Below are 19,355 nucleotides of genomic sequence, written 5' to 3'. Positions count from 1 at the left end.
GGCGGTCACGGGGCATCCTCCAGCGTTCGGCGCATCGTCTCGACGATCGCCTCGGCGTTGGCGAGGGAGCGCGCCGAGATCGTCTGCTGCACGGCGAGGCGCTGATAGAACGGCAGGTCGACGAGCTCGATGCCGGTGTCCTCATAGGGCGATGACAGCGAGATGGGGCCGAGGTCCTGTTGGATGCCACGGAAGATGACGACCGTGTCGTCGTCGGCGCCCACGAAGTAGCGCGACTGGGTCCACGAGTAGGCGCCGAGCGTCGCCGCGGCGAGCACCGCGAGGATCACGGCGAGACCGACGATCCACCAGACCCGCCGGCGACGGGCGCGGCGGCGGTCTTCTTCGATGAGCTCTTCGAGGAACTCGGCGGCCGGCTCGAAGTGGGTGGGCTCGTTCGCGGCCTGGCGGCCGGGGTGCAGCCAGCTGGTGCGGCCGGGGCGGGCGGCGGGCACCTCGACGCCGCGGGGGTTCGAGGCCGACCCGACGATCGTGCCGGCGCCGCTGAACATCGGGTGGCTGCCGCCGACGTCGACGATCACGACCGTGACGTTGTCGGGCGCGCCCGCGTCGAGCGCCTGCTTGAGCAGCAGGTCGGCGGTGCGCCCGGGGGGCAGGCCCTGGCCGAGGGTCTTCGAGATGTGCGCGTCGTCGACGACGCCGCACAGGCCATCGGAGCACAGCAGCCAGCGGTCGCCCGGCTGGGTCGGCATGATGAACGTGTCGATCTGCGGATCGGGATCCATGTCGCCGAGCACGCGCATCAGCACGGAGCGGCGCGGGTGGTAGCGGGCCTCCTCCGGGGTGATGCGGCCCGAGTCGACGAGGCGCTGCACGAACGTGTGGTCGGTCGTGATCTGGGTGAGCGCGTCGTCGCGGTACAGGTAGATGCGCGAGTCGCCGATGTGGGCGATGACCGCGTAGTCGTCGACCATGACGAGGGCGCTGACGGTGGTGCCCATGCCGGCGAGCTCGGGGCGCTCGGAGACGGTGTCGATAAGCACGGTCGCCGTCACCGATATCGCCTGCTGCAGGGCGACCTCCGCCTCGGTGGGCGTGGCGAAGGGGTGGTCGAGGTCTTTCAGCCGGTGCACGGCGATGCTCGAGGCCACGTCGCCGCCGGCGTGGCCGCCCATGCCGTCGGCGACGACGAACAGGTTCGAGCCGGCGTACCCCGAATCCTGGTTGTTGGAGCGCACCTTCCCGGTATGGGAGATGGCGACGCTCGACCCCTCGAAGACCATGACCGCGTCCGCTTACTTCCGCAGCTCGAACGTCGTCGCGCCGACCTTGATCGGGGCGCCGATCCGCACGGGCACGGGCGTCGCGACGCGCGCCCCGTCGTGCCAGGTGCCGTTGGTCGAGTCGAGATCCTGCAGCATCCACTGCTCGCCCCACAGGAGGAGTCGGGCGTGGTGGCTGGACGTGTAGTCGTCGCGGATGACGAGGCCCGATTCGCTGGAGCGGCCGATCGTGAGCGGCTCGCCGGTGAGGGGGAGCTCGAGGCCCGCCTTCGGGCCGCTTGTGATGACGATGCGGCTGACGCTGTCGCGGGTGGCCTGCTGCGGGCCGGCCGGGCGGGTGTTGCCGCGGGTGTCGTTCCGCGCGGGTGCGTCGGCGGATCGCGAGGGTCGCGGGGTGACCGGGGCGGTCGCGGCGCTCGCCGCGGCGGGCGCGGGGGCGGGTGTCGCGGCGGCTGCGGCGGGGTCGGCGAGCTTTCGCACCTTCACGCCGAACAGGTCGGCGCGCAGCGAGTAGACGACGGCGAAGACGAAGAACCAGAGCAGGATCAGGAAGCCGACCTGCAGCAGCAGCAGGGTCAGTTCGCTCACGACAGCCCGCCGATCCCGAACGTGCGCGTGGCGTCGGCGGCCGAGGTCGTCGGCCGCGGCGGGCTCGCCTGCGCGATGACGCGGAAGGTGATGTCGGTGCGGCCGATCGTGATGATGCCGTCGGGCGGAAGCGGGGCCTCGGTGATCTTGCGCCCGTCGAGCTGCGTGCCGTTGGTGGAGCCCAGGTCGCGCACCATGGCGCGCTCGCCGTCCCACAGGATCTCGACGTGCCGGCGACTCGTTCCCGCGTCGGCGATCGTGATGTCGGCGTCGCTGCCGCGGCCGATGACCGTGCGGCTCGCGACGAGTGGATGCCTCGTTCCCGCGATCTCGACGACGCCGCGCCAGGAGACGGTTCCGGCGGCGGTCTGCGACAGCACGCGCAGGGTGCCGGTGGGCAGCTGCTCGTCGGCGGAGAGGGCGATCGTCACGGGCCCGGCGAAGCTGAAGCCCTGCGCCGCGGCGTGCTTCTCGACGAGGGTGTGCAGCTCGGTGTCGAGGGTGCTGCCGATCGAGCGCATCCGCTCGGCGTCGGCGGGCGACATGCGCACCTCGAACGCGTTCGGGGCGAGGATGCGGTCGCGGCTGACGACGGCGGCCTTGGCATCCAATTCGGTGCGCAGCGCCGCCGCGATCTCGACCGGTTGGATGCCGCTGCGGAAGGACTTGGCGAACGCGCTGTTCACAGCGCGCTCGAGTCCCTTCTCGAAGCTGTCAAGTAGTCCCACGGGGCTCCTCAGGCTGGCGACCGGTGCGTACATGCTAGTTGCAGAGTCTGAGCGGACGCGGCAAACACCCGGTAGACGGGTTCGATGCGCCCTCGGCGACGTGATATTCTCGGGAAGTTGGGTCGATGCCTGCATCGACACGCGCGAGTGGCGGAATAGGTAGACGCGCTGGCTTCAGGTGCCAGTGCCCGCAAGGGCGTGGGGGTTCAAGTCCCCCCTCGCGCACAGAACGAAAGTGGCTCCTCACCAGGGATTTTATGATCCAGGTGAGGGGCTATTTCGTTATCATGGGGCGAGATATGGGGCAAGCGCCTCGGCGTGCCCCATCGCGAGGCTCATGTCCCGGCGAGGCGGCTGGCGAACCGGTCGACGGCGTTCTTCTGCATCGTCGGGGTGACGTGGCTGTAGATGTTCATCGTCGTGGTGATCGTGGAGTGCCCGAGGCGTTCCTGCACGACCTTGGGCGGCACGCCGAGTTCCATGAGGATCGTCGCATGCGTGTGCCGCAAGCCCTTGAGCGTGACGCGGGGCAGGTGCTCGAACCTCTTGACCTTGACGGCCCACTTGAGGCGGCGATCCCAGCGGCTGGTCATCGCGTCGGGTGAGCGGGGCTGGCCATCGTCGTCTCCGAAGATGTAGGCATCGGCCCTCGCCAGCTCGAAAGACAGCTCGGCGCGAGCGACCTTGTAGGAGGCGATCGCTTTCAAGGTCGCGGCGTCGACGTCGATGACGCGAGCGTTGCCGGTCTTGGTGGTCTTCGTCTTCGTCCAGTCCTCGGTGTTGATCGCACGCCGGATGCTGACCTGCGATGTCTTCGTGTTCAGGTCGCCCCATTTGAGCGCGAGGGCTTCGCTGCGCCGCATCCCGGTGTTCGCGATCACCCACCACAGCGCGAACAACTCGTCCTGTAGCTCGTCGCGATCCCACGCGAGGAACGCGGCGAGCTGATCGGCCGTCCACGTCACCAGCTCGGGCTTCTCTGCCCGCATCTGGTTCGTGGTCGGCGCTTTTGCCGCCTTCCGCTTGGCGGGGTTGGTGGCGATATGCCCGTCCTCGATCGCGGCGTCGAGGATCGCGCCGAGCACGACGTGAGCCTTGTGGACGGTGTTGGCCGACAGCGGCCCGCCCTTGTCCTGCTCGTCCTTCCGTCCGTGCTGTTCCAGGTCGCGGTAGTGGCGGGCGATCCGGGTAGGGGTGAGCTTGTCGAGCGGATAGTGCCCGAGCTGCGGGCGGAGGTGATTGCGGATGATCTTGTTGTACCCGGCGATCGTGGAGTCCGCGAGCTTGAGCCCTTCCACCCAGGCGTCGGCGTAGACGCCGAGAGTGGGTACTTTCCCGCCGAACTTCTCCTGCTGATCCCGCTGCTTGAGGGCGTCCTGCAACGCGGCGTCCGCATCGGCGGCGGTTGAGAATCCGCCCCGGCTGAACTTCTTCTCCCCGAGGTCGGGCTGCTCCGGGTCGACGGGCACCCAGATCTGATACCGCCACCGCTTCCCTGCGGCGGTCTGGTACGACTGGATCGACCCGCGGCCACGACGCCGGGTTCGCGAGCGACGTGCCTGCGCTTTCTGCGACGTCTCGGCAGCGTCGGCTGCTCGTTCCGCTGGCGTTCCGCGTGGTGCCATGATTCCGGCTCCTTCCTCTCTGCGGCTCGGCTACTCGGCGGGGCCGAAGCGGTCGAGGTAGTCGGCGGCGTCGAACACGCGCCCGGTCGGGTCGATCTGCACGCCCCGTTCCCGGATGAGCCGCTGGCGTTCCTTCAAGTCCGCGAGGCGCTTCGTGTAGTCGTCGTGGCTGGCCTGGTTCGGGCTGCCGTGGCGCAGCGCGCTCTCGAAGTATTGGATGCGGTTGAGGTTCTGCACCCATTCCTGCTGCCAGTAGGCCAGCAGTCCGTCGCTGGTGAGGACGAGTTCTCCGCGCGCCCACTTCTCGATTTCCTCCGGCAGGTACGTCTCCGGTACCCCGGTCAGCGTCGTCTGCTCATCTGGGGGCGTCAGGAGTGCGGCGGGGCTGGTGCGCAGCAGGTAGGCGATCACGGTGAGGTCGTCCACGTCCACGCGGCGATCCCCGTTCTCCAGCTTGCTGATGCCCGACGGTGACAGCTTTCGGCCTGCGGCGCCGAGAGCGTCGGACATGGTGCGCAGGTCCATGCCGATCGCCTGACGGGCGGCGCGGATGTTCGCGGCGACGTGTGCATTGGTGATGCCGGGAGGGTTGCCCCTCACTCGCTCTGTTTCCATAGTGAGAACATACAACGCTGTACTTGACAACGCAACTCTGGGCTTCTACCGTGGATTGCACCCTTCTTCTCTCGCGCGGCAACGAAACGGATGGTGCGATATGCGGCAGAGCACTCTCGGCATCGACGACCTTCGCCGCCTTCGCAGCCTCGTCATCACCCGTCAGGAGGCCGCCGAAGCCCTCGGCGTCGATCCCCGCACGATCACGGTTGGCATCGAGGACGGCACCATCCCCTCGGTGAAGATCGGCCGCCGCGTCGTCATCCCGCGAGAGAAGTTCCTCGCCCGGTTCGCGGACGACACGACTGCCGACTGACTAACCGCGGCTCGGTGCCTGCTATTTCTCGGCTAGTGCACTTAAAGTAGAAATAGCGACGACGGAAGGGAGGCTGTGATGGGTGGGTACGTCGAGCGTCTGTGGCATCCCGAGGATGCGGGCGGTCTGAGCCGCAAGGATCGCGCGCCCGGTCGTTACCTCGCTTACGTGCCCGACGAACTGGGCGACAGCCTCCCGATGCTGGGCGCCGAGGCGCAGGGAGCGGCGGAGGACGCACTGGCGGTCCTTGCCCGCGCGGATGAGCGGATCGGAGCGCGGGGCCGTTACCTGAATCACCTGCTGATCCGTTCGGAGTCCATCTCGTCCTCGTGGATCGAGGGAAACCGGGTCACGCCCAAGCGCCTGGCGATCGCGGAGCTGCTGCACCAGGGACCGCGTCAGGCGCTCGACGTCGTGGCGAACGTACGCGCGACCGAGTCAGCTATCGCTGAGCTGGCCGACCATACACGCACCATCGAGACCTCCGACATCGTGGACCTCCAGCACGTCATCGAGCCCCGACTTGAGCGTGGGGTGCGGCAGGAGCAGAACTGGGTCGGCGGGCCCGGCTGGTCGCCACTACGAGCCGCATTCGTCCCGCCGCCGGAGACCGAGGTGCCCCGCCTCGTGGCGGACCTGGCGCGGTTCGTCACCGACACCGCCGGAAACCCGGTGGTGCGGGCGGCGATCGCGCATGCGCAGTTCGAGACGATCCACCCGTTCATCGACGGCAACGGCCGTACCGGGCGCGCACTCATCCACACGGTTCTGCGCCGCGGCGACGCGCTGCGGAACGCGCTCATCCCGATCAGTACCGTCTTCGCCGGCGACACTGACGCCTACATCGCGGGCCTCACCGACTACCGTTCCGATCCGCCCGCGCTCGATGAATGGGTGATCGGCTTCGCGCAGGCCGCGGAGAAGGCAGCCGGGAACGCGGTGAGGCTCGCGGAGGACATCGCCGCGCTGGACCGGGACGTGTACGACCGACTCGTAGCCTTCCGTCGTGACCGGGGCCTGAACCCCGCGGTGCCGCGGCGGGATGCGGTCGTGCTGCGTATCCTCGACACGCTCGCCTCCGATCCGGTGCTCACCGCCGAATTCGTCAGCACACGCCTGTCTGTCTCACCGGCCGCAGCGCACCGGGCACTGACCGAGCTGTCCGAGGCGGGCATTCTCGGCCGCACAAAGGATCAGCGCGGACGTCTGGTCTGCTGGACCGCAGACCGCCACCTGGCCCTCGTCGCGCTCACCGAGCGCAGCAATCGCGTCGGCGGTGGGGACACCCAGGGGCGCAAACCGCGACTCGGGCCCGCGCTGCCGGACGTGAGCCAGTTCGGCGCACGACGCCAGGTGTCCACCACGCGACGCGACGCGCCCGGCCTGTAAGGCGACGAGACCGATGGTCGACTACTGGAACCACAACACCGCCTACCACGCGGAGCTGCTGGACGCCGTGCCGCCATCAGGCGGGGATGTGCTCGACATCGGCTGCGGAGACGGCCTCCTGGTCGAGAAGCTCGCAACCAAAGCCACGAGGGTGATCGGCCTGGACCCTGATCCACGCGCGATCAACCAAGCACGACGACGCCTGACCGAGACGCCGAACGCCCAGGTCGTCCTCGGCTCATTCCTGACCGCACCGGAGCTGGATGGGCAAAGCTTCGACCTCATCACCTGCGTCGCCACGCTCCACCACATGCCCCTGTTCGCCGCTCTCGAACAGATGAACGCGAAGCTCAAGCCGGGGGGCGGTCTCTGCATCGTCGGCTTGTCAGCGAACAAGACTGCCTGGGACTGGATCGTGTCCGGGGTGCACGTGCTCCCCATCCGATTGCTGAGCAAGCTCCGCGGTGAATCGGGTTACCCCGGCATGGCTGTCGCGCGTCCTTCGGAATCACTCGCCGAGATCAGGCGCATCTCCAGCAAGGTACTGCCAGCCAGTCGGGTGCGCCGTCGGTTCTGGTACCGCTACACCCTGACCTGGACGAAGCCCGAGTAGACGACACACTCCCGACTAAAGCCCAAGCCCCCGGCTGGGCGGTGTCGGGCCGGAGCGGGAGGGCCGCTTGGTGAAGTCGTGGAGCTTCGCAGCGCGTGCCTTCCGTGCGGTCTCGGCGCGCTCCGCAGCGTCGCGTCGTGCCTGATCTTGCGCGGCGCGGTCGCGGATGAGCTGCGCGGCCTCAGTGACGGGCAGGGCCTCGATGGTGTCGAGGGTGCGGCGTGCGGCGTTCGGCGTGCTGTCGCCACGTCGCGGCGTACTCGCGTGGATTGCCCAGGCGGAGGTCTCCGAACACGTCGTGGATGAGCCTGCGCCGTTCCTCCATGTGCTGGGCGGTGAGTTCCCGCTGTGCTTTCCGGGCCGCGTCTACGAGCTGCCGCTGCTCGATCACGCGTGGGTGCGCGTCAGCCTCGCGGCTGGTGACGGACTCGGCCCACGGCTCGACACTCGTGGCTGCGGCGGGGATGCTGCCCCACCTGCGCCGGGCGGTCATCTCGACGGTCTCGCGTTCCCTGGTCGCGGCGTATAGCGCACGGGCGGCGCTGCGCTTGCGGAACCCCCGTGCTGCGTCCTTCGCGCGCGACGCTTGCCACAGTCGCGACTGCGCGGTTACGACGGCCGTGCCATCATCTGCCGCCTGGACGACGAGCGGTCCGAAGACTTCCGCCCGCACTCGTTGTGCCTCGTTCTCGACCGTAGCGAGGATCGTGGTCTGCTCGTCCTCCTCGGCCTTGTGTCGTTTCGCCAGGTCGGTGAAGGCCGCGGCTGCCTGCTCCCATCTCGCGGCGAGGCGTTCGGCCTTCTCGATTTGCTTGCTGAGGCGAGCACGCTCGGCGTTCACCTCCTGCACTGGCCCGTCGTCGGTGAGCCCGGACACTGCGACCTGTGCCCGCTGCGTCGCCTCGACAAGTCCACGGTCGGCGCGGTCCCGCTCGAGTGAGGCCGTGAACTGCTCGCGGGCGTCCCCGAGGTCGGCGGCGACGACGTGCAGGCGGTTCGTCTCCCGCCCGCGGGTGAGGCCGACGTAGACGCCGGCCGCGCTGAGGGCGTCGGAGAGGATCGTGTGGGACTCCGGCGCTGTGAGGCCCTGGACGCCGTAGGCGGTCGCAGCGTAGGCCAGGTGCGCGTGCTCCGCGACGTACTCCACGGGCAGTCGCACCGTGCGCTGCTGCTTCCGGTCGGAGGCGGTGTCCCGTACCCACAGGTCGCCGTCTCTGCCGACCTGCTGGACGATCCAGGTCTGCCGGTTCGTCACGCCCGCTTCCGAGTCGTTGCGGCGGGTCTGGATTAGGTCGCCCCGCCCGATGCTCAACCCGTCGGAGCCTTCGACGGTGCGGGCGTCGTCGACCAACCCGGCGCGTACCCGGTTCTCTCGGATCAGGGCATTCAGTTCACGGGCCTCGTCGTTCGTCGCCGCGGTGATCGCGGCCTCGTCGATCCGGTCGGCTGCGACCGCGGCGCGTAGCGTTTCGGTGTCCTCGTGCAGCACGACCAGGCCGAGCGCATGCAGCCGGTCGAACAGCCTGGCGGGTCACGGCCGGTTCGGAGGTCGAGGGTGAGCTGCGCGTACTCGGGATCGGTGAAACGGTGCAGGCTCGTCAGGTCGAACACTCGCGGCACGAGCGCGGCGGCGATGTCGAACACGCCCCCCGCGTCCGACCGCGGGGAGCTGTGCCCGGTCCCCGACCAGGGCGAGCGTCGCGCCGGCTTCGTCCGTGACGGTCAGGAGGGCGAGGGCGGTGTCCTGGTCGAGCATCCCGGCTTCGTCCACCACGATCCGTTCGCCATGAGCCAGGCGGTTCTCCTTCGCCGGGCCGCGGTAGGCCGCGCCCGTCTCCGGGTCGGCGTCACCGGGCGCGAGTCGTGTCCAGACTCCATCGGTGTTCCACCGGAATCCGTACGCGTGAACGAGCGCGGCAACCGAGTCGGTCGGCACGCCGAGCTCGACCGCGGCGACCTCGGCGGCCTTCTTCGTCGGCGTCATGACCCGCACGCTCCGGCCGTCGCGCTCGGCGGTGCGGGTCGCCGCGCCGAGCATGGTGGTCTTGCCTGCACCGGCCGCGCCCTCGACCACGACCAGCGGCCGGGATGAGGAGACCGCGGCAGCGGCGCGCGCCTGGTCCGCGTCCAATCCCGGCTCGCGCACGGACGGGGTTGTGCCGGACGCGCGCGCCGTGGCGCGTGCAACGAGCCGGTCGCGCAGCTCTGTCTCGACCGTGACGACGTGCAACGTCGTCAGGTGCGCCACATGCTCCGGCGTCGGTGCGCCGGGCGGAAGGATCGAGAGGCAGTCGCCCGTCGCCAGCCGCGTCGTGATGCCGATGAACTCACGCAGTTCGTCCGGGGTGGCGCGCACGCCGGCTTCGGTGACGATGCGCGTCACCTGCTCCTGCACGTCATGCACTGTCCAGGCCGATGCAGCAGCCGCGGCCCGGTCGAGCGCTCGGGACGCGATCTGCTGCACGGCCAGCTCATCGAGCGTGCGCGCGGGTTGCACGGTGGCGCGCGGCAGGTCCGGCGTGTAGCCGGCGTCCTGCAGCTCGCGCCGCCAGCCTGCTTCGGAGCCGAGCTGCGACGGCTTCTTGTTCGGCCGTTCGTGGTCCCATGCCTTCGCGTGCAGCCTGGCGCGCACCACTGGCCCCGGCTCCTCGCCGGGACGCGCCGCCTCCCACTCGGCGGTGAACTTCGCCAGGTTGCTCGCCACCTGGGCGCCGCGCTTCGACATGAGCGCATTCCACGGCTCCAGCTCCGCGACCTCCCCAGCCACGGGATCGAGGGTGAGTCCGTGCGTATCGAGCATGGCGGCGAGTTGCGGGTGCGCCGCGATGACCGCGGTGCCGAGCGCGCGGATCGCGCCCTGCTGCCGAAACAACGCCGCCGTATCCAGACCCCGCCACGCACCATCCGTCCAGACGCGGGTGCCGATCTGGAAATGGATATGCCGGTGCGGATCACCCGCTCGGCTCGTCTTGTGCGAGACGGCCACCGTCTCCAACTGCTCGACTGGCACGACCTCCTGGGCGCCGCGCGGTCCGACCCTCGTGACGGAGTGCTGTCCGAGCCAGGAGCGAATCCCGGCCACAGCGTCGCGTTGCGCCGCGTCCAGCGCCTCCGACACCTCGGGATGCAGCGCGGCGGCGACGGAGAGGGACTTGGAGACGTTCACGACCATCTCCGCGAACCGAGGCGACCCACGCCGCCCATCGCCCGGCAGTCGAGGCTTGCCCATTGACTCCCGGTGAGCGCGTTTACCCAATCGACCCACTGGCGGTACTCGTCCGCCGACAGCGCGACCTCACCGATCACCCGCCCCTCGGCATCGACAGAGGTGAACTCCGCCAGCGCGGTGCCCGCCTCCAGGTAATACTCGTCAGCCCTGGTGCGGTCGGACTCCAGATAGCGCAGCGCATCCGCCCCGGTGCCCCGGAACAGGATCACACCGCCCTTCATGATACACCTCTGTGTCTAGTAGCACGCCCTATGTATCTACCATGGTAACATACGTCCATTCTCTGGGGAGGGATAGGAGGTAGGAGGAGGAGGTCGAGAGTGTCGGAGAGGCCTTGGACGGTAGGGAGGTCGCGGGGGGAGTTCTTCGGGCGTCGTCCGGGAGAGGGTTCGTCGGGGTCTGCATGCGGAAGGTGATTCGGGGAACTGATCGGAGGTGTTCCTCGGCGTGTTCCACCGGTCGAGTAGGGCGGCACGAGCAGCGGGGAGGAGCCAGCCGAGACTCCGGTCGACGCGGAGAGCCTGACGAGCGACGACATCTGGCGGCATCCGGAATACGTGAAGATTCGCGAGACACCGAAAGATGACTTCCTCGCGGCATCCGACCCGGGTGTTCACGCTGATCTAGCAAGCCACCTCTCTCGCGTGAGGTCGATCGATGTGCTTCGGGAGACGCGCGCGTTGCGGGGGTTTACGCGGGTTCGCGACGGCGAGCTGAAGCTGACGGAGGGGAAAGCGATGCTCAGGCGTGCCAGCTTGACCCCTGCACAGGATTGGCTGCCGGCCTATGTGGTCAAGGGTGAAGGAATCTACTTCGAACTCGATGGGGCACGCCTTGCAGGCTGGGAGGGGCGTGCGGAGGTTCAGGCGCGCGCTCAGCGGATCACCGATCACTACGGATCAGTGGCAAGCCAGCGTGGGTTGCAGGGGCGGACGATTAGCCCAAGGTTCGTGCTGCTGCATACGCTGTCGCATCTTTTGATCAACGAATTCATCTTCGCCTGCGGCTACAGCTCGGCTTCGCTCCGGGAGCGTCTCTACGTCTCTGACTCGGCTGGTCGGAACATGGCCGGCGTACTGATCTACACAGCGGCGGGCGACTCAGAAGGGACGATGGGTGGACTTGTTCGCATGGCACGCCCGGACAACCTACGGCAAGTTTTTGCCTCTGCACTGGCGGACGCTCACTGGTGCTCGACTGATCCGGTGTGTATGGATGCAGGCGAGAAGGGGCAGGGGCCGGACTCCTGCAACCTTGCGGCGTGTCACGCCTGTGGGCTCCTCCCCGAGACCAGCTGTGAGGAATTCAATCGGTTCCTCGATCGAGGTCTCGTGATCGGCACTCTGGATGACCCGAACTTGGGCTACTTCTCTGACGCGTTCTCAGACTGAAACGTTTCTGAAGGACGATACCTGCGACGAGGAGGACCATCGTCACGCGGGGGCTGTGCTCATGGGGCAAACGATGGGGCACCAAGTACGTTTCTGCGCGTATCGAGAGGTAGGCGCATGCCTTCGCTACCCCGGAAACCGTTGCTTTCATGCGGGTTTCTGCGTCCTAGCGTGGGTGCCTGTCCGGGCGGGGGCAAGAGTTCAAGTCCCCCCTCGCGCACCACAGGTCCTGAGTCGCGACATCGTCGATGAACGAGTCGCGGCTCAGGACGAGAACATCGCCCGTGATCCGCGCGTTCACTCCGATGACGCGCGGCTCGATCAGCCTGGGCGCGCTCAGGCCAGGCCGTGCAGGTGGCGCAGCATCCGTTCGGCGCCGTCGGCGTCGCGCTCCGCGATGCACGTGCGCAGCTCCTGATATCCGTCGGCAGGCGCGATCGGGCATCCGATGAACGGCTGCCAGCCGCGCAGATTCCGTTCGATCGCGAGCGCGGCCTCGCGGATGAACCCGATGAACACCGAGTTTCCGGTGCCCCGCGTCACCTGCTGGAACATCGTCGTGGATGCCTCGAACAGCGACAGCCCGTCTTCGCGCCGGGCGGCTGCGACCACGGCATCCGCCGCTTCGACGATCGCGGCGATCTGATCGTCGCTGCACCGCTGCAGCGCGATGCGCAGGGCGTTGCCCATGAAGTAGGCGGTGAACTCGACGGTCTCTTCGCGCAGCCGATCGCTCGGCTCCGACACCCGCGTGTACCGGCCGACGGCCACCTCGACCAGGCCGAAGCGCTCCAAGCGCTGCAGCGCCTCGCGTACCGGCGTGCGGGAGACCCCGAGCTGTTCGGCGAGCTCGACGTCGCGCAGCCGCGCTCCGGCCGGAAGCGTGCCGTCGAGAATAGCCGCCCCGATGCGCGCGTAGACCTCGTCGCTGAGGATCGTGCCGCCGTTCAGGCGGATCGGGTCAAGCGTTGCTCTCATCGCCCGACAGTTTACGAGTGCCGGAGCTGAAACGCCGTGTCGCCGGCCGTGCAATCCGGTCGCGTTATGGCGCGACTCCTGCACGATCTCTGGGCGGATTCCCACCCACAGGACCTCCTGACCGCCCCGATATATCAGTAGTCTGGGCCATGTCACGCTGAGCGTGACCGATCCGGGGGGATCCGTCGACGCCCGGGCGACGCGCCAAGCGCGATGCGCCCGGGCGTCGAATGGTTTCCGGGCGTGGCGAGCGGGTCGAACGTGACGGGATGTTGCAACGTTTGTGTCACCTTAGACAAAAGGATGACGCGGAAAGTGCCTCCCACGGCTAGGTTTGTCGGTGTCGGCGCAATCGCGTCGTCATCGCACGTCAGTAAGGCAGTTCATGGCAACGCAGGGCACCGTCAAGTGGTTCAACTCGGAGAAGGGCTTCGGGTTCATCGCTCCCGATGAGGGCGGCGCAGACGTCTTCGCTCACTACTCCGCCATCGAGTCGAGCGGCTACCGCTCCCTCGAGGAAAACCAGCGCGTCGAGTTCGAGATCGCCCAGGGCCCCAAGGGCCTGCAGGCGGAGAACATCCGACCCCTCTGATCTTGTGACGGCTCGCGCCAGCGCGAGCTCTCAACGATCGCTGAAGGCGTCGTGGTCCACCCGGACCGCGGCGCCTTTCGCGTACCCGGCGCCCGGGGCTGGTGCCGGGGCCTGGGCCGGGCCTGGGGGCGAGCTTCTCAGTCCTCGATGAGGAGCAGCGCGCGCAGCTCTTCGGGGGTGTCGACGGCTGCGGCCGCACCCTCGCTCTCGTGCGGCCAGCTGAAGCCCCAGCGCACGAAGATCACCGGAACGCCCTGCGTCGCCCCGCCCTCGACATCGTGGTGGCGATCACCGATCAGGACCGGGCGCGAGGTGTCGGCGCCGGCGGCCTGCAGCCGCCGCAGCGCCTCGGCCACGATGTCGGACTTCGAGGCCAACGTCTTCTCGTCGGGCGTCGCCCCGACCACGGCCTGCAGATGCGGCGCGAGGTCGAAATGATCGACGAGCGCCGACACCTGGTTCTCGGGCTTCGAGCTCGCCGTCGCCTGCGCGACGCCGGCCGCATCGAGATCGGAGATCAGCTCGCCGATGCCCGGGTACAGCTTCGCGCCGGTCGTGTATCCGTCGGCCTTGCCGATCATACGGTAGTAGGCCACCGCCTCCGAGGCCTCGTCGGGGGTCATGCCGACGTTCGTCTGAAACGACTCGAACATCGGCGGCCCGATCCAGTGCACGAGCTCCTCACGGGTCGCGGCCGGCTTGCCGAAGTGCTCGAGCGCGATCGCGAGGCGGCGCAGGATTCCCTCCGAGGCATCCACCACCGTGCCGTCGACATCCCACAGCACACAGGTCCAGGGCGATCGCAACGTCATGGCATCCAGCCTATCCAGCCCCGCGGTGCCCGGATCAGAACAGGCGCGGGGCACCCGACTCGGTGCCCTTCATGCCCTCGTAGTCGAGGATGACGCACCGGATGCCACGGTCGCCGGCCAGCACCTTCGCCTGCGGCTTGATCTCCTGCGCGGCGAAGACGCCGGCCACCGGCGCGAGGTGCGGGTCGCGGTTGAGTAGCTCGAGGTAGCGGGTCAGCTGCTCGACGCCGTCGATGTCGCCGCGCCGCTTCACCTCGACGGCGATCGTGCCGCCGTCGGGGTTTCGCAGCAGCAGGTCGACCGGGCCGATCGCGGTCGGGAACTCCCTCCTGACGAGGGTCGCGCGCGGATCGATGACATCCACCTGCTCGGCCAGCAGCCGCTGCAGATCGGCCTCGACGCCGTCCTTCTGCAGCCCCGGGTCGACGCCGAGCTCGTGCGCCGAGTCGTGCAGCACCTCATAGATGCGCACGAGCAGGGCATCCCCCGTCTTCGCGTGCGTCACGCGCCAGTGCTCGATGACGCCGGCCGACGCCGACTCTTCATCGGGCTGCTCGACGGTCAGCGTGCACGGCGGGCTCATCCAGTTGAGCGGCGCGTGCTGGATGTCGCGGTGGAACGCGACCGTGCCGTCGGCCTTGATCATGATGAGCCGCGTCGCGAGGGGGAGGTGGGTGTTCAGCCGCCCGGAGTAGTCGACGGAGCAGCGGGCAACGATGAGACGCACCCGACAAGTCTCGCAGTTCCCCGGCCCGGCTTTGCCGCGCGGGGGCGGGTTGCGGTGGGACTTGCGGCGACCGGGCGTGCCGTTTGCAGGATCAGACCACACGACACGCCGGGCGAGCCGGGTTCTGGGGACCGCGGCGGCGTGAAACTCCTGCAAACGGCACGGGCGGGGGCGGGCACGGGCGGCATGGGCGCGGGCGCGGGCGCGGGCGAGCCGCCGGGCCGCGACGCGCGACGGGGTCAGTGGTGGCCGGTGCCGACCTTCGACCCGGCGATCGGCTTGGCGGCGCCGGAGGCGAGGCCGCTCATCGCGATGAGGGCGACGATGATCCAGAGGGTGTTGAGGATGCCGATCTGGTGGCTTATCCAGCCGAGCACGGGCGGGCCGCAGAGGAACGCGACGTAGCCGATGGTCGCCGCCGCCGAGACGGATGCCGCGGCCTTGGTGGGATCGTCCGCCGCGGCCGACATGCCGAGCGGGAACCCGAGCGAGGCGCCGGCGCCCCACAGGGCGACGCCGACGAACGCGATCGGCAGGTTCGGCGCGAGGATGAAGATCACGAGGCCGATCCCGGCGGCGATCGAGAGGGCGCGCAGCGTCCACACCCGGCCGATCCGGTCGACCAGCGGTCCGCCGATCGCGCGGAACACCGTCATCGACACCGAGAACACCGTGAGGAAGATCGCGCCCGTCGCCTCGGTCTCGCCGTGGCCGTCGACGACGGCGATCGTCAGCCAGTCGTTGGCGCTGCCCTCGGCGAAGGCCATGCCAAGGATGATCGCGCCGATCGCGTAGGTGCGCGGGTCGCGCCACACCTCGAGCGCCGCGTGCATCCGCTCGCGCCGCGGCGACATGGCGCCGACCGCCTTCTCGGCGATCCGCTCGGACGCCGGAACGAAGCGCAGAGCGACGCCCGTGATCACGAACCACACGACGGCGACGACGCCGAGGTGCCACGTGACCCCGACGCCCCACGCCGCCATCGCGACGCCGATGCCGGCGCCGGCGACCGTGCCGAGGCTGAAGAACGCGTGGAAGAGCGGCATCAGGGTGCGGCCGAAGGGCTGCTCGACCGAGGCGGCCTCGACGTTGATCATCACGTCGGTGGCTCCGAACGACAGCCCCATCAGGGCGAGCCCGACGACCGCGACCGGGTACGACCCCAGCGCGTCGACCCCGAGCGCGGCGACGAACAGGCCGATCGCGACGCCGACGAGGGTGACCGAGAGCCCGCGCCGCGCACCCCAGCGCGCGACGATGACGTTCGCCGACATGACGCCGATGAGCGAGCCCGCCCCCATCGCGAACAGCAGCACGCCGACCTCGAAGTCGTCGATGCCGAGATTCTGCTTGACCGCCGGCAGCCGCGACGCCCACGAGGCGAAGGTGAGCCCGCACAGGAGGAACAGCGTGAAGATCGCCGTGCGCCAGTGCACCAGCTGCGGGCGGCCGAGGGTGGAGGAAGCGGTCACCGACACAGTCTACCGAATCGATTCGACGCCCCGGCGCGTGGGCGGGTTACCATTCAAGGGTGACGAGTCGTCGAGCCACCATCGCCGACGTCGCGCGCGAGGCGGCGGTCTCGCCCTCGACGGCATCCGTGGTGTTCAGCGGAAAGACCCCCGTCTCGGATGCCACGCGTCGACGCGTCACCGAGGCGGCGACCCGGCTGGGGTACACGGGGCCCGACCCCCGCGCGGCATCCCTCCGGCGCGGACGCAGCGGCATCGTCGGCGTCGTCGTCGGATCGACCCTCAACCACCTGTTCCTCGACCCCGTGCAACGGCTCATGATGGACGGCCTCGCCGAGGCGGTCGCGCCGTTCGGCGCCGGTCTGTTGCTGCTGCGCTCATCGCCCGAGATCGAGAACGCGCCGACTCTGCTCACCGTGCCGGTGGATGCCGCGGTGCTGATCGGCTGCGATGCACCGCTGCGCGCCTCGCTCGAGACCGCACACCTGCGCGGGCTGCCGATCGTCGTGATCGAGGGCGACGCGGGCGACGACGTGCCCCGCATCCTGCTCGACAACCGCGAGGCGCAGCGCACCGCCGCCGCGCACCTGCGGGGCCTCGGCCACACCGACGTGGCGGTCGTCACCCTGCGCACGAGCGCGGCGGTCGCGGGCGGATGGATCGAGCCCGACGCGGAGATCACGATCGACGTCACCCGTGAACGGCTCGACGGCGCGCGCGATGTCTACCCGGATGCCCCCGCGCTGGCGACGGCGGGAAGCTCGATCGACCAGGGCGTCTTCGCGGGGCGGGTGCTGTTCGCCGACCCGGAGCGCCGCCCGACCGCTGTGATCGCCCAGAGCGACCTGCTCGCCGCGGGCGTCATCCGCGCCGCCGAAGAGGCGGGCCTCCGCGTCCCCGAGGACGTCAGCGTGACCGGTTTCGACGGGGTGCCCGTCGACGGTCTGTCGCCCTACGAGCTCACGACGCTCGTGCAGGCGCCGACCGACAAGGGCCGCGCGGCGGGCGCCGCCGTCGCGGCGATGCTCGACGGCCGCGCCCCGGCATCCGTGCTCTTCACGTGCACGTTCCGCGAGGGGAATACGACCGGACCGCTCCCCCGCTGAGCGCGACTTCGCCGGTCCGATGCCGGCGCGTCACCCGACGGCGACCGCGTCCGTCGGGTGCCGGGGCGCGGCCGGTGCGGTGATCGCTCCGTCGACCACCGTGACCAGGTCGTCGAGCGACTCGCGGTGGACGAGGTCGTGGGTGACCAGCATGGTCGCCGTGCCGCGCTCGTGGGTGAGCCGGGCGATGAGGTCCATGATGTCGGCGCCCCGCTCCTGATCGAGCGCGCTCGTCGGCTCGTCGACGAGGAGCACGTCGGGTCCGTGCACGAGAGCGCGCGCGATCGCGACTCGCTGACGCTGACCGCCCGACAACTGCGCGGGGCGCTTGCCGGCGTGCGCCGCGAGCCCCACGGCGTCGAGCAGCTCGTCGGCTCGCTCGCGGATCGCGGCCCGGCGGCCGGCCGCCGAACCGCCGAGCTCACCCATGACGAGCAGCTGCTCGCGCGCGGTGAGCGAGGGGAGCAGGTTCGACTGTTGGAAGACGATGCCGATGCGCTCGCGTCGGAGCGCCGTCGCCTCGCCGCGGCTCAGTGTCGCCGCTTCGATCCCGCCGATGCGCACGCTCCCCGAGTCGGGGTGGATGAGGGTCGCCGCCACCGCGAGCAGCGAGGACTTCCCCGAACCGGAGGGGCCGGTGATCCCGGTGACCCGACCCGCCGCAACGCTCAGCGACACGTGATCGACCGCGGTGATGCGCGAATCGCCATCGGGGAAGGTGAGGGTGACGTCGTCGAGGGTGATCATCGGCTGCTCCCGAGCGCGGTGAGGGGGTCGGCATGGGTGACGGTGCGGAGGGCGACCGTGGCGCCAGCGAGGCCGAGCGCGGCCATGATCGTCGCGGGCAGCACGGTGGTGAGGGGGCTGAGCAGGAAGGGGAGCGCGCCGCCGGCGAGAGAGCCGAGCACCGCGACGACGCCGATGCCGACACCGATCCCGACGACGAGGACGACGAGGGCCTGGCCGAGCGCATCGCGCACGAGCGAGCCGGTCGACGCGCCGAGCGCCTTCAGCACGGCGATGTCGCCGGCGCGCTGCATGGTCCACACCGTGAAGAACGCGCCCACGACGAGCGCCGAGACGCCGAACAGCATCGCGATCATCAGGGCCAGCGATCCGACCTCCGACGTGAACGTCTCCAGTGCGGTGAGGCTCTGCACAGCAGGAGCGGCGGTGGTGTGCGTGCGCGCCACCGTGGCATCCCAGTCGGGCGATCCCGACACGGCGAGCACGGTAGCGTCGCCGTCGCCGCCCAGGCGGCGGTCGGTGTCGGCCCACGCCACCGGGGTGAGCGCGACGACCGGCGTGTGGCTGTACCACGCATCCCCGCCGATGGTGTCGACGACGAAGCTCGTGCCGGCGACGGTGATGTGGTCGCCGACGGCGACATCGAGCGCCTTCGCCGCGCCGGCCGACAGGCCCGCGTGGTCGTCGGCACGGGGAGCCAGCGCGGTCACGGTCGACGGCGCCGCATCGCCCGGGATGCCGAAGAGCGCGACGCCCGCCGCGGACCCGCCCGCGTCGGAGGCATCCGCGCGCGCCGCCCGCCCCTGCACGATCCCGATCGGAGTGACCTGGGCGACGCCCTCGGCGTGCTGCCATGCCGACACGGTCTCGTCATCGAGCGCCGACTGCGAGAACGACGCCCGCGTGCCCGCGTCGGGTGCCTGCAGCACGAGTCGATCACCGGGTAGTGCGAGCACCGCCGACACGTTCTGCGCCGCCAGGCCACCGGTCAGGCCGGCGAGGAAGCCGACGAGCAGAGTGATGAGCGCGACGACGGAACCGATCAGCACGAAGCGTCCGCGCGCGACGCGCAGGTCTCGCCAAGCGACGAACACGGTGTCTCCCTTCTGCGATCGGGGATCTCCCGCCGCCGACATCCAGCCTCGTCATCTCGTCGCGCCCGGTCATCGCCGCATAGTTCACG

At 69.5% G+C, this 19,355-nt stretch carries 20 protein-coding genes and 1 tRNA gene; 7 read left to right on the top strand and 14 right to left on the bottom strand.

Annotated elements, in window-relative coordinates; all coding sequences use genetic code 11:
• Positions 1-5 precede the first annotated feature (5 nt).
• The 3 genes from FHX68_RS08905 to FHX68_RS08895 are packed head-to-tail and all read right to left on the bottom strand — an operon-like array spanning position 6 to position 2,560.
• Positions 6-1,244: a Stp1/IreP family PP2C-type Ser/Thr phosphatase gene (locus FHX68_RS08905; RefSeq protein WP_141379368.1), complete on the bottom strand. Its 1,239-nt coding sequence runs from the start codon at positions 1,242-1,244 to the stop codon at positions 6-8.
• Between the two features lie 12 nt (positions 1,245-1,256).
• On the bottom strand, positions 1,257-1,832 hold the full coding sequence (locus FHX68_RS08900) for an FHA domain-containing protein FhaB/FipA (RefSeq protein WP_141379366.1): 576 nt from the start codon (positions 1,830-1,832) through the stop codon (positions 1,257-1,259).
• The gene (locus FHX68_RS08895) at positions 1,829-2,560 is read right to left on the bottom strand and encodes an FHA domain-containing protein (protein WP_141379364.1); all 732 of its coding nucleotides are present in this window, start codon (positions 2,558-2,560) and stop codon (positions 1,829-1,831) included. Before FHX68_RS08895 ends, FHX68_RS08900 begins: the two co-directional genes overlap by 4 nt.
• A 141-nt stretch (positions 2,561-2,701) precedes the next feature.
• Here FHX68_RS08895 and FHX68_RS08890 point away from each other — a divergent pair.
• Positions 2,702-2,785, top strand: a tRNA-Leu gene (locus FHX68_RS08890).
• A gap of 110 nt (positions 2,786-2,895) precedes the next feature.
• On the opposite strand, the gene FHX68_RS08885 is transcribed toward FHX68_RS08890, so the two are convergent.
• Together FHX68_RS08885 and FHX68_RS08880 are read right to left on the bottom strand one after the other, a co-directional pair.
• Positions 2,896-4,029 (bottom strand): tyrosine-type recombinase/integrase, encoded by a 1,134-nt coding sequence (locus FHX68_RS08885; protein ID WP_170214185.1) that lies wholly within the window; start codon positions 4,027-4,029, stop codon positions 2,896-2,898.
• Positions 4,030-4,215: 186 nt separating this feature from the next.
• Complete coding sequence (locus FHX68_RS08880; protein WP_141379360.1) at positions 4,216-4,800, bottom strand: helix-turn-helix domain-containing protein; 585 nt, start codon at positions 4,798-4,800, stop codon at positions 4,216-4,218.
• Positions 4,801-4,900: 100 nt separating this feature from the next.
• Between FHX68_RS08880 and FHX68_RS08875 the strand changes: the two genes are divergently transcribed.
• The 3 genes from FHX68_RS08875 (at position 4,901) to FHX68_RS08865 (ending at position 7,118) form a co-directional block, all read left to right on the top strand.
• Positions 4,901-5,116 carry a helix-turn-helix domain-containing protein gene (locus FHX68_RS08875; RefSeq protein ID WP_141379358.1) on the top strand — a complete coding sequence of 72 codons (216 nt, stop codon included), beginning with the start codon at positions 4,901-4,903 and terminating at the stop codon, positions 5,114-5,116.
• A 78-nt stretch (positions 5,117-5,194) separates the two neighbouring features.
• Positions 5,195-6,505 carry a Fic family protein gene (locus tag FHX68_RS08870; protein ID WP_141379356.1) on the top strand — a complete coding sequence of 437 codons (1,311 nt, stop codon included), beginning with the start codon at positions 5,195-5,197 and terminating at the stop codon, positions 6,503-6,505.
• Between the two features lie 13 nt (positions 6,506-6,518).
• Entirely contained in the window at positions 6,519-7,118 is a 600-nt protein-coding gene (locus FHX68_RS08865; protein ID WP_013160123.1) for a class I SAM-dependent methyltransferase, read from the top strand.
• Positions 7,119-7,299: 181 nt separating this feature from the next.
• Here the strand turns inward: FHX68_RS08865 and FHX68_RS15875 are convergent, their stop codons facing one another.
• The 3 genes from FHX68_RS15875 to FHX68_RS15865 are packed head-to-tail and all read right to left on the bottom strand — an operon-like array spanning position 7,300 to position 10,568.
• Positions 7,300-8,607, bottom strand: a complete 1,308-nt coding sequence (locus FHX68_RS15875; RefSeq protein WP_229661439.1) for a hypothetical protein — start codon at positions 8,605-8,607, stop codon at positions 7,300-7,302.
• A 42-nt stretch (positions 8,608-8,649) separates the two neighbouring features.
• Positions 8,650-10,347 carry a MobF family relaxase gene (gene mobF, locus FHX68_RS15870; RefSeq protein ID WP_280525031.1) on the bottom strand — a complete coding sequence of 566 codons (1,698 nt, stop codon included), beginning with the start codon at positions 10,345-10,347 and terminating at the stop codon, positions 8,650-8,652.
• Positions 10,281-10,568 carry a hypothetical protein gene (locus FHX68_RS15865; protein WP_229661437.1) on the bottom strand — a complete coding sequence of 96 codons (288 nt, stop codon included), beginning with the start codon at positions 10,566-10,568 and terminating at the stop codon, positions 10,281-10,283. Before FHX68_RS15865 ends, mobF begins: the two co-directional genes overlap by 67 nt.
• A 336-nt stretch (positions 10,569-10,904) precedes the next feature.
• Here FHX68_RS15865 and drmB point away from each other — a divergent pair, with 336 nt between their 5' ends.
• Complete coding sequence (drmB, locus tag FHX68_RS08855; protein WP_229661436.1) at positions 10,905-11,738, top strand: DUF1998 domain-containing protein; 834 nt, start codon at positions 10,905-10,907, stop codon at positions 11,736-11,738.
• Between the two features lie 336 nt (positions 11,739-12,074).
• Here the strand turns inward: drmB and FHX68_RS08850 are convergent, their stop codons facing one another.
• Positions 12,075-12,716 (bottom strand): GntR family transcriptional regulator, encoded by a 642-nt coding sequence (locus tag FHX68_RS08850; protein WP_141379352.1) that lies wholly within the window; start codon positions 12,714-12,716, stop codon positions 12,075-12,077.
• 385 nt (positions 12,717-13,101) lie between these two features.
• Between FHX68_RS08850 and FHX68_RS08845 the strand changes: the two genes are divergently transcribed.
• Complete coding sequence (locus FHX68_RS08845; RefSeq protein WP_018173742.1) at positions 13,102-13,308, top strand: cold-shock protein; 207 nt, start codon at positions 13,102-13,104, stop codon at positions 13,306-13,308.
• 137 nt (positions 13,309-13,445) lie between these two features.
• Here FHX68_RS08845 and FHX68_RS08840 read toward each other — a convergent pair whose 3' ends face one another.
• From FHX68_RS08840 to FHX68_RS08830, 3 genes are all read right to left on the bottom strand, one after another.
• Positions 13,446-14,120, bottom strand: a complete 675-nt coding sequence (locus tag FHX68_RS08840; protein ID WP_141379350.1) for an HAD hydrolase-like protein — start codon at positions 14,118-14,120, stop codon at positions 13,446-13,448.
• A 34-nt stretch (positions 14,121-14,154) separates the two neighbouring features.
• On the bottom strand, positions 14,155-14,847 hold the full coding sequence (gene nucS / locus FHX68_RS08835) for an endonuclease NucS (RefSeq protein ID WP_141379348.1): 693 nt from the start codon (positions 14,845-14,847) through the stop codon (positions 14,155-14,157).
• Positions 14,848-15,086: 239 nt separating this feature from the next.
• The gene (locus FHX68_RS08830) at positions 15,087-16,319 is read right to left on the bottom strand and encodes an MFS transporter (RefSeq protein ID WP_141379346.1); all 1,233 of its coding nucleotides are present in this window, start codon (positions 16,317-16,319) and stop codon (positions 15,087-15,089) included.
• A 59-nt stretch (positions 16,320-16,378) separates the two neighbouring features.
• On the opposite strand from FHX68_RS08830, the gene FHX68_RS08825 reads away from it, so the two are divergent.
• Complete coding sequence (locus FHX68_RS08825) at positions 16,379-17,425, top strand: LacI family DNA-binding transcriptional regulator (protein ID WP_141379344.1); 1,047 nt, start codon at positions 16,379-16,381, stop codon at positions 17,423-17,425.
• A gap of 30 nt (positions 17,426-17,455) precedes the next feature.
• Here FHX68_RS08825 and FHX68_RS08820 read toward each other — a convergent pair whose 3' ends face one another.
• Together FHX68_RS08820 and FHX68_RS08815 are read right to left on the bottom strand one after the other, a co-directional pair.
• Positions 17,456-18,172 carry an ABC transporter ATP-binding protein gene (locus FHX68_RS08820; RefSeq protein WP_141379342.1) on the bottom strand — a complete coding sequence of 239 codons (717 nt, stop codon included), beginning with the start codon at positions 18,170-18,172 and terminating at the stop codon, positions 17,456-17,458.
• On the bottom strand, positions 18,169-19,266 hold the full coding sequence (locus FHX68_RS08815; RefSeq protein WP_141379340.1) for an FtsX-like permease family protein: 1,098 nt from the start codon (positions 19,264-19,266) through the stop codon (positions 18,169-18,171). The genes FHX68_RS08820 and FHX68_RS08815 overlap by 4 nt, the downstream gene beginning before the upstream one ends.
• Positions 19,267-19,355: the final 89 nt, after the last annotated feature.

Source organism: Microbacterium lacticum (assembly GCF_006716815.1).
Lineage (GTDB): Bacteria > Actinomycetota > Actinomycetes > Actinomycetales > Microbacteriaceae > Microbacterium > Microbacterium lacticum.
Note: the sequence above shows the minus strand (reverse complement) of the source record. Positions and strands in the feature narration are given on the sequence as shown.

Excerpts from the sequence above, each read along its gene's own strand:
- FHX68_RS08905 (WP_141379368.1), bottom strand. The coding sequence starts at position 1,244 with ATGGTCTTCGAGGGGTCGAGCGTCGCCATCTCCCATACCGGGAAGGTG.
- FHX68_RS08880 (WP_141379360.1), bottom strand. The coding sequence starts at position 4,800 with ATGGAAACAGAGCGAGTGAGGGGCAACCCTCCCGGCATCACCAATGCA.
- FHX68_RS08875 (WP_141379358.1), top strand. The coding sequence starts at position 4,901 with ATGCGGCAGAGCACTCTCGGCATCGACGACCTTCGCCGCCTTCGCAGC.
- FHX68_RS08870 (WP_141379356.1), top strand. The coding sequence starts at position 5,195 with ATGGGTGGGTACGTCGAGCGTCTGTGGCATCCCGAGGATGCGGGCGGT.
- FHX68_RS08865 (WP_013160123.1), top strand. The coding sequence starts at position 6,519 with ATGGTCGACTACTGGAACCACAACACCGCCTACCACGCGGAGCTGCTG.
- mobF (WP_280525031.1), bottom strand. The coding sequence starts at position 10,347 with ATGGGCAAGCCTCGACTGCCGGGCGATGGGCGGCGTGGGTCGCCTCGG.
- FHX68_RS15865 (WP_229661437.1), bottom strand. The coding sequence starts at position 10,568 with ATGAAGGGCGGTGTGATCCTGTTCCGGGGCACCGGGGCGGATGCGCTG.
- FHX68_RS08850 (WP_141379352.1), bottom strand. The coding sequence starts at position 12,716 with ATGAGAGCAACGCTTGACCCGATCCGCCTGAACGGCGGCACGATCCTC.
- FHX68_RS08845 (WP_018173742.1), top strand. The coding sequence starts at position 13,102 with ATGGCAACGCAGGGCACCGTCAAGTGGTTCAACTCGGAGAAGGGCTTC.
- FHX68_RS08840 (WP_141379350.1), bottom strand. The coding sequence starts at position 14,120 with ATGACGTTGCGATCGCCCTGGACCTGTGTGCTGTGGGATGTCGACGGC.
- FHX68_RS08820 (WP_141379342.1), bottom strand. The coding sequence starts at position 18,172 with ATGATCACCCTCGACGACGTCACCCTCACCTTCCCCGATGGCGATTCG.